Source organism: Caulobacter sp. 602-1, from assembly GCF_003931565.1.
Lineage (GTDB): Bacteria > Pseudomonadota > Alphaproteobacteria > Caulobacterales > Caulobacteraceae > Caulobacter.
Map to the genome: position 1 here is coordinate 1 of NZ_RRYI01000123.1, position 292 is coordinate 292.

The 292-nt window shown below is 71.6% G+C and carries 1 pseudogene; it reads right to left on the minus strand.

Features of this window, described 5'->3' with window-relative positions:
- Positions 1 to 292: pseudogene (locus EIK80_RS25530) on the minus strand (sulfite reductase flavoprotein subunit alpha); the annotation flags it as partial.

Here is a 292-nt window from a genome sequence, read left to right on the forward strand (position 1 = left end):
CAGGCCTGGAGCGCCGTCGGCGCGGGGCGTCGGGCGGACGATCAGCTCGACTCCGCCATCAGAGGGCAAGGACGCGATCGAGTATTAGCGGTGCGGCAGCGGCGTCAGGCGCTCTGCCAGAGCTTCGGCCGAGAGACCGCGCAGGGCCTCGATCGCGGCGGGCTCGTGCGGCAGGCGCAGGCCCGACAGGGTGTTTGCTGTTTCCCGAGGAAGACCGAGCGCGGCGACTTCGGCGGGGTTGTTGCGCGGGCCGATCTCCAGGATGTCGCCGGCTTCCCAGGTCGCGCCGTCT